Consider the following 9,244-nt stretch of genomic DNA (forward strand, 5'->3'; position numbering starts at 1 on the left):
TTTGTTACTACCAACGGGAGACGCAACTCTCCATCAGAGCGGTCGAAGGTAGTAGACACCGAGTAGTCAGCTTATCCAATCAAATTCCTTTATAAAAAATACCTAAATAAAAGTTGGTGAAGTGGTTTAACCTATCTTCACCAACTTAATTTTTGGAATGAACCCATGAACAATTACCAAACCGATTTTTTTACCGATTGTTATCGGAGGTTACCAATCCGCTCTTCTGGGTTCGTGGAAAAGTTCACCACTGAAGGGTTGCACGCCCGTAGACGGATAAGCATCGTCACTGGGACCAAAAATTCTCACAACCGCTTCTGATATATATTGGGTCATTTCTGCAAACAGTTTGGAAATATTCATAACCTTGTCCTCCTAATAGAGTAAATCTCAATCAGATTTAAATTGGTGTATTGGTATGCAATTCACTTGTTAATTATCAGGGATACACCACAAAAAAACAGTATTTTGCAACATTTATTTGATTATGTTTGCAATACTTTTCCCAAGCTTCAGTCAAACGCCCGATTATTCGCTATTTGTATAAATTTTCGTTTACATCCTTGACATTCTGTAATGATTTGTTACACCCATGCTGGGAAACCCTGACATTCGCTACGATAGTCCACCAAACTTAAACGCCTGATCGTATAATGGCAAAAGCAGGCTTAACTGCGGCTGCTGCACCGAAGTCTGCCAAATGCTCCACATTGATTAAGGCAAGTCGTTTTGACTTGTTAGGTATTAGTTATGCAGCCGAAAAATTTGCGCCGACTCCTGCGGGCATTGTCTCGACAGGGGTTGGATGTTCACTACAACCATCCGATCTACTCTGTACGTCTCCAAAATTCTGCCAATGCGCCTGTGGCAGAGGTTTTACTGCCAGAAGGGTTTCCAGTGGAAGCAAAAGCGTTTAAACAGTTGGCGAATCTGGCAAACATTCGCCATCCATCAGGGGGTCATGTTTGTCAGGTTTGCGCTACGCCGGATTTTCATCCCGGTGACGCCGGAGTTGCTATCGGTTCAGTCGTGGAAACGGAAGGGATGATTATTCCCGCCGCCGTTGGTTCTGATATCAACTGTGGGATGCGATTACATCTGGCGGATTTATCGATTGATGACTTTTTAAACAAACGCGATCGCTTTGTTGAGTTGATCAAAGGGGATTACTTTTTGGGTACTCGTGATGTCACGATGACAGCCAAAACCAGTCGGGCTTTATTTGAACATGGGATTCCAGGTTGGCTGGATGGGATGCTGGATGCGCCAACGGGTAGTTTCGTCAACTCTGAACTGGATCAGTTAGCGGCTGAATGCGATCGCGTTTACTTGGGTGGTTCCCTAGATGGGGCAATACGCTGGGCACCAGAGGAACTCGTTCCCGAGGAGGGTTGGGTGCGAGATGGGGGATTGGGGACAATTGGCGGTGGCAATCATTTTGTGGAAATTCAGGTGGTTGAGACGATTGAAGATCGGGCAAGGGCGTTTGCTTGGGGAGTGCGAGAGGGACAATTGGCATTTATGGTGCATTCTGGTTCCCGGAATGTGGGTAAATTTATTGGGGGACTGTGGCGAACCCGTACTCAAGCGGTTTGGTTACAAGGACATCCTGATCCAGAGTCTCGGCTGTTTTCTCTGTCGGTTCACCGGAACCCTGACTTGGTGCAGGATTATTTGCAAGCACAAGCAACCGCCGCTAACTATGGTTTTGTGAATCGGCTTGTGTTAGCGGAACTGTTACGGTTGCGCTTACGGCAGGTTTATGGGGATATAGAAGCCCCCTTGGTTTACGATTTGCCCCATAATATTACTTTGCCTCAAAAGGAATCCGCTCAAATTCATCGGTGGATCACTCGCAAAGGCGCTTGTCCGGCTTATGCCGAACAGCCTGTGATTATTCCAGGTTCAATGGGGACACCCTCTTACCTAGTCGTTGGTCGAGGAAACCCCGCCTTTCTCTGGAGTGCATCTCATGGGGCGGGACGGTTGCGATCGCGCTTTGAACTGAGTCGTCGCGGGGCGGGTTATAGTGAGGAAACCTTAGGGTTAACGGGTGTTGATTGCATTACCCTGCGGGAAGAACGGCGGATTGAAGAAGCACCCGTGGCTTATAAGCCCATTCAGCCCGTAATTGAAGCACAAGTTAAGGCAGAGATGGTCAGTGTAGTAGCGCGTTTACGACCGATTTTGACGTTTAAAGCGTAATTTGTGGGGGGGAAGTCTTCGTGCCAAAAAATTGACCCGATGCCAAATTTAATTCAGAAGGTATAGGGCTATTTGGGGGCTGGCTACTACAATTGAGCCAACAGAACTAACTCCGGGAGCAGGGTGTCAATCCTGCACTAGGTCGCCGTTAAAATACTCAGTCCTTATACGTCTGATTTGTTCATGGTTCATAATAATGCACGATGAACAATCAACAATGAACAATCAACAATGAACAATCAACAATCAACAATCAACAATCAACAATAACCTTCTGAAACTTATGCCACAGGAAGACCAACAACTCACCCTCACTCCAGCCGATTACAGCCTATTAACCGATCTCTATGAACTGACCATGGCAGCTTGCTACGTTGGTGAAGGGTTAGAGAATCGACGCGCCAGCTTTGAGTTATTCGTGCGACGTTTGCCCAACGGCTTTGGCTATTTAATTGCCATGGGATTAGCACAGGCGTTAGATTATCTGGAAAAGCTGCAGTTCTCTGAATCTCAAATAGAGGCGTTGCAGGCTACAGGACAGTTTGATCAAGTCCCAGACCGCTTTTGGTCAGTCCTCAAGTCAGGACGGTTCTCTGGCGATGTTTGGGCTGTACCCGAAGGAACTGCCGTATTCACCAATGAACCCCTGCTGCGGGTAGAAGCCCCCCTATGGCAAGCCCAACTGGTAGAAACTTATATTCTGAATACAATTAATTACCAAACCCTGATTGCGACTCGGGCAGCGCGGATACGAGATGTCACTGGAGAGGATGCCAAGCTGTTGGAATTTGGCACTCGCCGTGCATTTAGTCCACAAGGCTCAATCTGGGCAGCACGGGCAGCATTAGCCGCCGGTTTTGATTCTACCTCAAATGTGGTCGCCGCGCTGAAGTTAAACCAAAAACCCAGCGGCACAATGGCACATTCGCTGGTGATGGCAATTGCTGCTGTATCTGGGAGTGAAGATGAGGCATTTAGTGCATTTCAACGCTATTTTCCCACGGCGCCTCTATTAATTGATACTTATGATACAGTAGCGGCTGCCCAACGTCTGGCAAAACAGGTTAAAGCAAATCAGACTAAGGTTGCAGGTGTGCGCTTAGATTCTGGAGATATTGCTGATCTGTCTAAACAAGTGAACTCGCTGCTACCAGAAGCGAAAATCTTTGCCAGTGGTGACATGGATGAATGGGAGATTGCCAAAATTAAACAGGCGGGTGGTATTATTGATGGTTATGGTGTTGGTACACGACTGGTGACAGGTAAACCGGTTAATGGGGTGTACAAACTGGTGGAAATGGATGGCATTCCGACAATGAAGCAGTCGAGTAGCAAAGAAACCTATCCTGGACGCAAACAAGTTTTCCGCCATTGCGTTGAAGGAAAAATTAGCAAAGATCGGCTGGCAACGGCATCCGAATCCCCTCAAGCAAACGAACAGCCTTTGCTGCAACTAATGGTTAAAGAGGGTAAACGCTTAAACCCACCGGAACCGTTAGCGGACATCAAAAAACGTACAGCGGCGACTGTGGCAATGATTCCTGATGCAATCCGCCAACTTGATGATCCCCAGCCTCTACAAATAGATATCTCTGATGCATTAAAACAGCTTACTCAACAGACAGAAAAACGATTAGAGCAAGAAGCAGCCAATGTCTAATTCTTGGCATCCTCCCTAGCCGTCTGCTCCCTTCAGTTGAATAGAACAGTGACGATAGTCATCTACAATTAAGACAGAATGTCAATAGTCGTGAACATTAAATCTAGCTATGCATAGTTATACTCTCATAGATGCCCGCGATCGCCATAGTGAAGTGTTTGAGCAAGCCGCTCTTGAGCCTGTTGTGGTGACGCAGCAATCTCAACCTAGCCATGTGATTATGTCTGCTGAGACCTACCAGAGACTACTCAAGCGCCTCGAAGAATTAGAAGATATGCTTTTAGGTCAAACAGCAGTAGCCGCACTGAAGAACTCTCAGATGGTGGGAACAGAAACATTCACATCAACTCTCCAGGGTTTGGCAAATGGCGAAGCTTGATGGACTAGAAACGGTTCTGGATTTTCTCAAGGGGTTACAACCTAAAATTGCGGCTCAAATTGCTAAGAAAGTGTTGGCACTGAATGTTGATCCTCTGCCTACTGATAGCAAACAGCTATCCGGTTATCCAGGTTATTATCGGGTTGATAGTGGTGAGTACCGAATCGTATATCGGTTCAATCCGAATCAGGATTTGGTTGAAGTCATATTGGTTGGTAAGCGTAACGATGATGATGTATATAAACGGCTAGAACGCCTCTTGAAATAGTGCGTTTAGGAATGCCAGTTTAATACCTCCTATTATCAGGATAAAACAATTACATTCAGCCTTGTATCTGTATCCACCCATATAGATATATTATAATGACCATGCTAACAGACTTGACATGACCACTATTGCCTTATTCGGAACCAGTGCTGATCCACCCACAGCCGCCCATCAAACCATTCTAAAATGGTTGTCAAAGCACTACGATAAAGTCGCTGTCTGGGCGTCAGATAATCCGTTTAAGTCTCACCAAACCTCCCTAGAACACCGCAAGCGGATGTTAGAGGTGTTAATTTCCGAAATTGAAACACAGCCTAATAATATTGGCGTACATGAGGAGTTGAGTCGTAGCAGAACCTTAGAAACGTTAGCCAAAGCCAAGGAAATTTGGGGGGATGAGGTGGACTATACTCTCGTAGTGGGTTCGGATTTAGTCAATCAGATACCCCGTTGGTATCGGATTGAAGAATTACTCAGCCAGGTACAGTTGCTGATTGTACCGCGTCCCGGGTATGACATAGACAAGGAAGGTTTAGAGAGATTGAGGCAGCTTGGAACTCACGTTGCGATCGCGGATCTGAACGTTCCTGGAGTTTCCTCCACAGCCTATCGTGAAAAAGCAGATCCAGATGTCATAACACCTTCTGTCGAAGAGTATATCAATCGAGAAAAATTATACGCTTAGATCAACGGTGACTTCGGAACAGGGACGTTCTTAGCTATACTTTTAGGGGGACTATCACTTTTTTAAGTTCAAAACGTCACAGTTTTGGATAATCATGTCAGAACGCGGCATCAAACCGATAAACCAACCAGCGTTAGCTGACTTCAAAGTCAGTGTTGACACTGTTATTTTCTCTGTCGATACTCAACAAAACCGCGTCTTGGTGCTATTAATCATGCGCCGGGATGAACCCTTTTCCCATCGGTGGAGTTTACCGGGAACGCTGGTGCGCCAAGGAGAATCCCTAGAAGATGCTGCCCATCGGGTTCTGGTGGAAAAAATTCGGGTGAATAATCTCTACTTGGAACAACTCTACACCTTTGGTGGTCCGCATCGCGATCCGAGGGAATCCCCAAAAAGCTTTGGCGTTCGTTACCTATCGGTTAGCTACTTTGCCCTAGTTCGGTTTGAAGAAGCACAGTTCATTGCTGAGGGAGTGAGTGGTATTGCGTGGTATCCGGTTAAGCAAATACCGTCCCTAGCCTTCGATCATGGCAAAATTATCGAGTATGGATATCAGCGTTTGCGGAATAAGTTGGAGTATAGTCCTGTCGCGTTTGATGTATTACCCGATGTTTTTACGCTCAGTGACCTCTATCAACTCTATACTACTGTTTTAGGCGAAAACTTCTCGGATTATTCTAACTTCCGCACCCGTTTGTTGAAGTTGGGTTTTTTAGCCGATACGGGTCTAAAAGCCTCACGGGGAGCAGGGCGTCCAGCCTCTTTATATCGATTTGATGCTGAGGCGTTTGCGCCGTTGAAGGATAAGCCGTTGGTTTTTCTTTGAAGATATAACAGTTTATCGTAGTTTATAATTATTGTTTATCGAAACGATTATGACCAAATCGACTATTCAGTACACCACCAAACATTTAAAGGAACTGGGTTTATTTATCGAAGTCAGCGGCAGAACGGATAGCGATCGCAGTCGCAAAAAGGCGCTGGAAGAAATTGAACGTCGGATGGATGACCCAGAGGATACCAGCTTAGATGCGAATAGTTTTGCCGATGGGTTAAGCAGTGAAGATTTAATTGTGGTTGGACCCCCATCAGCCGTTGAATCACCAGAAGATGAGCCGGAAATCATTCAAGCGGTGAAGGCGATCGCGCATTTAGCCAGCTTACGAGTTAGCTTAGAAGAGGTACAGCAGCAGGCGTTGGAGTTACGTCCGGTAATTGAGGCACTTTTTAGCCCTGAACCCCTGACTCCCGAACAAATGCAGCAAGCGACAGATAAGAGTTTTGCCAAAACGCTAATCAAATTTGCCGAAGCTAAAGCCGCACGAGATCAATTTTTACCCGAAGCGCAACAAGCTTGGCAGATTTTAAAACCCGCTTTAGACAATGTTGATACTGCTTCTAATCCGGTTCTTTCATCTGTACAAAACTCCAAAACTGATAAGTCATAAGTCATGAGTTAATTGTAGTTAATTGTAGGGTGCGTTAGCGTTCGCGCAGCGTTCCCGAATGGTAGCGTAACGCACCTATTGCTCTAGAAACAAGTTAAACACAAACGGACATAACATCACAAACTCTCAAATACGTTTGGGTTAAAATCCCAAAATTTTTTAGGCACCTTGAGCATCAAGAGCATGTTGTTTAAGTTCACTTAAGGAAACATATTCTAGAGCCGATGCATGAGTAGCAGACAAAACCACAGGAGGTGCAGCGCCAGCTTCCAGGGCTTCTTGCCAACGAGAGGCACATAGACACCAGCGATCGCCTGGTTTTAAACCGGGAAAATTAAATCCGGGAACGGGTGTACTCAAGTCATTCCCACGCTGTTTAGTAAATTCCAGAAACTCTTCAGTAACTTGAGCGCAAACAACATGAGCGCCAAAGTCACCGCCTCCAGTACTGCATTTCCCATCCCGGTAAAATCCGGTCATGGGAGATGTGCAACAGGTTTCTAGTTCTGTACCCAGGACGTTTTTTGCATTAGCCATAACAGCACCTTTTATTGACAAACCGTTCCATCAGTAGGATACATAGAGACGCTTCTATCCAGCAAGACCCGTATTAGTCATTCGTCATTTGTCATTCGTCCAAGAATCCTCGCACCTTGATCGGGGCGGGTTTAGTTACATCAGGGCGGGAAACAAATGTGAGCAGTGAAACCCGCCCCTACAACTATTCCACGGGGGAAGAGAAAGCCCCCCTTCTTTTGAAGGGGGGTTTGGGGGGATCTCGCAATGTTCAATACCTTGATCACCCACTTGGCAGTAAGATAAGGACAGCAGTTTACCCAGCCGGGTGGTAAAGCAGCATTTAGTCAATTTGGGAGGGTGTTCGATGAGCAATAAACCTGAAAAAAACGTTATCAATATCGATCCAGTCACAGTTGTGGCAGTTATATCTGCCCTTTTACTCGTGCCACTATTGATATCGGGTTTCATCTTTCAATAAGTCTATGGGTTCTCGTCCTTTTCAATCTACCTCCGGTTTGCCCCTTGCTAAAGTCATTAAGCTTGTGGCAGTAGTATTAATGTACTTGTCGCTGTGGGTTGCACCAGCATCTGCCAAGGTTATCCGCTATTTTGATGGCAATTCGACTGATGTCAATGTTCCCGCAGGTATTGCTTTTGATTTAGGCGGCGGGGGGGCTGATGTAGACGAAGCGATTCAGTGGATGATTAATCAGGCGAGAGGTTGCACCGACTGTTCGGCTCAGGTTGATGTGGTTGTGATTCGCTCATCGGGTTCGGCTGGCTATAATGAACCGATTCTGGCAATGAATGGGGTGGATTCGGTGGAAACCTTGGTTATCGGTAGTCGGGATGATGCCAATTCTGTGGATGTCGCGGATACGATTCGCCAAGCTGAGGTGTTATTTTTTGCCGGTGGTGATCAGTGCGACTATACCCGAAACTTTAAGCATACGGCGGTAGAAGCCGCGATTAAATCCGTTGGCGCTAAAGGTGGTGGTATCGGTGGAACCAGTGCTGGGGCGATGATTCAAAGTGATTTTATTTATAACGCCTGTTCGGATGCGGTTGATAGTGAGTATGCCTTAGATGATCCTTATGAAGATATTCTGTTTAGTTATGATCTGTTCAACTGGTCGTTAATGAAGGGTACAGTTATAGATACCCATTTTAGCGATCGCGATCGCATGGGTCGTTTGATGGCGTTTATGGCGCGTCAGCTTCGGGATGGTATCACTGATAGTGTCTTGGGGATAGGTATTGATGAGGGAACCTCGCTGGTGGTGAACCGGGATGGTATCGCCCAGGTTATGGGAGAGGGTGCGGTGTATTTTGTTTTCGCTGATCATATTCCGGAAGACTGTGAACCTCAAACCCCGCTTACATTTTCTAACTACAAGATTTGGAAACGCGAAAACGGTGAGGAATTTGATCTGAAACATCTACCCTCTAGGGGTTATCGTAGCGCAAGTGTTCAAGATGGTATTGTGCGGAGGGGTTAAAAGGGCGATTGAAAATAGCAGCCACACAAACAAAGGGATAATATCATGTCCGCCTAAACAGTTACGATAAAATCAACGCACCCATATTGACTAAACTCAACCTATATTGCAAGATCAACCGCACATGATATAAAAGGGCGATTGGAAATCGCAGCTACACAAACAAAGTCCGCCTACGCGGACTGAAGTAGAAAATGAATAAGCTTTTATGCATTTAAATTGGGTATTAGTAACGAGCAAGATGCTCCCACTACAAGGATGGCGTCATTATTGACATTAAGGTTTAAATACCGAACAGCTTAATACACTCGAATTTGTTATATTGTCTGGATGCTAACAATCTTGCCTAAAATACTTTTATATCATAAAAATAGATGAGTGAATCGGGGCGGGTTTAGTTGCATCTAGGTGCAACTGAAGAGATAGTAGTGAAACCCGCCCCTACACATTTACGTGCCATACCTGACGCTTCAGGGCGTTAGGTCAAAATTATGATATGCCATGAAAAGTCAGCTTTAAGCTGTTCGGCGTTTAAACCCTAATATCAAGAATAGCAAAATCCTTGCCGTAGTAGTGCG

At 45.7% G+C, this 9,244-nt stretch carries 10 protein-coding genes; 8 read left to right on the forward strand and 2 right to left on the reverse strand.

The genetic code is table 11. From position 1 onward, the window contains the following. Window positions 1-210 precede the first annotated feature (210 nt). Window positions 211-363, reverse strand: coding sequence for a hypothetical protein (locus tag ACLFWI_RS20425; RefSeq protein ID WP_446414433.1), 153 nt, complete (start codon window positions 361-363; stop codon window positions 211-213). A gap of 387 nt (window positions 364-750) precedes the next feature. Between ACLFWI_RS20425 and ACLFWI_RS20430 the strand changes: the two genes are divergently transcribed. The 7 genes from ACLFWI_RS20430 (at window position 751) to ACLFWI_RS20460 (ending at window position 6,648) form a co-directional block, all read left to right on the forward strand. Then, a complete protein-coding gene (locus ACLFWI_RS20430; RefSeq protein WP_446414434.1) occupies window positions 751-2,205 on the forward strand; it encodes an RtcB family protein in 1,455 nt (484 codons plus the stop codon). A 283-nt stretch (window positions 2,206-2,488) separates the two neighbouring features. Continuing rightward, the gene (locus ACLFWI_RS20435; RefSeq protein ID WP_446409387.1) at window positions 2,489-3,865 is read left to right on the forward strand and encodes a nicotinate phosphoribosyltransferase; all 1,377 of its coding nucleotides are present in this window, start codon (window positions 2,489-2,491) and stop codon (window positions 3,863-3,865) included. A gap of 109 nt (window positions 3,866-3,974) precedes the next feature. Further along, window positions 3,975-4,244, forward strand: a complete 270-nt coding sequence (locus ACLFWI_RS20440) for a type II toxin-antitoxin system Phd/YefM family antitoxin (protein WP_446409381.1) — start codon at window positions 3,975-3,977, stop codon at window positions 4,242-4,244. Continuing rightward, entirely contained in the window at window positions 4,231-4,512 is a 282-nt protein-coding gene (locus tag ACLFWI_RS20445; protein WP_446409382.1) for a type II toxin-antitoxin system RelE family toxin, read from the forward strand. Before ACLFWI_RS20440 ends, ACLFWI_RS20445 begins: the two co-directional genes overlap by 14 nt. Before the next feature lie 118 nt (window positions 4,513-4,630). Then, complete coding sequence (locus ACLFWI_RS20450) at window positions 4,631-5,197, forward strand: nicotinate-nucleotide adenylyltransferase (RefSeq protein ID WP_446409383.1); 567 nt, start codon at window positions 4,631-4,633, stop codon at window positions 5,195-5,197. Between the two features lie 94 nt (window positions 5,198-5,291). Continuing rightward, a complete protein-coding gene (locus ACLFWI_RS20455) occupies window positions 5,292-6,026 on the forward strand; it encodes an NUDIX hydrolase (protein WP_446414435.1) in 735 nt (244 codons plus the stop codon). A gap of 49 nt (window positions 6,027-6,075) precedes the next feature. Further along, window positions 6,076-6,648: a hypothetical protein gene (locus tag ACLFWI_RS20460; protein WP_446414436.1), complete on the forward strand. Its 573-nt coding sequence runs from the start codon at window positions 6,076-6,078 to the stop codon at window positions 6,646-6,648. Window positions 6,649-6,807: 159 nt separating this feature from the next. Here the strand turns inward: ACLFWI_RS20460 and ACLFWI_RS20465 are convergent, their stop codons facing one another. Then, window positions 6,808-7,185 (reverse strand): DUF2237 family protein, encoded by a 378-nt coding sequence (locus ACLFWI_RS20465; RefSeq protein ID WP_446414437.1) that lies wholly within the window; start codon window positions 7,183-7,185, stop codon window positions 6,808-6,810. A 524-nt stretch (window positions 7,186-7,709) separates the two neighbouring features. Between ACLFWI_RS20465 and ACLFWI_RS20470 the strand changes: the two genes are divergently transcribed. After that, complete coding sequence (locus ACLFWI_RS20470; RefSeq protein ID WP_446414438.1) at window positions 7,710-8,666, forward strand: cyanophycinase; 957 nt, start codon at window positions 7,710-7,712, stop codon at window positions 8,664-8,666. Window positions 8,667-9,244 lie beyond the last annotated feature (578 nt).

The sequence above is a fragment of the Coleofasciculus sp. genome, from assembly GCF_046539235.1.
GTDB lineage: Bacteria > Cyanobacteriota > Cyanobacteriia > Cyanobacteriales > Coleofasciculaceae > Coleofasciculus.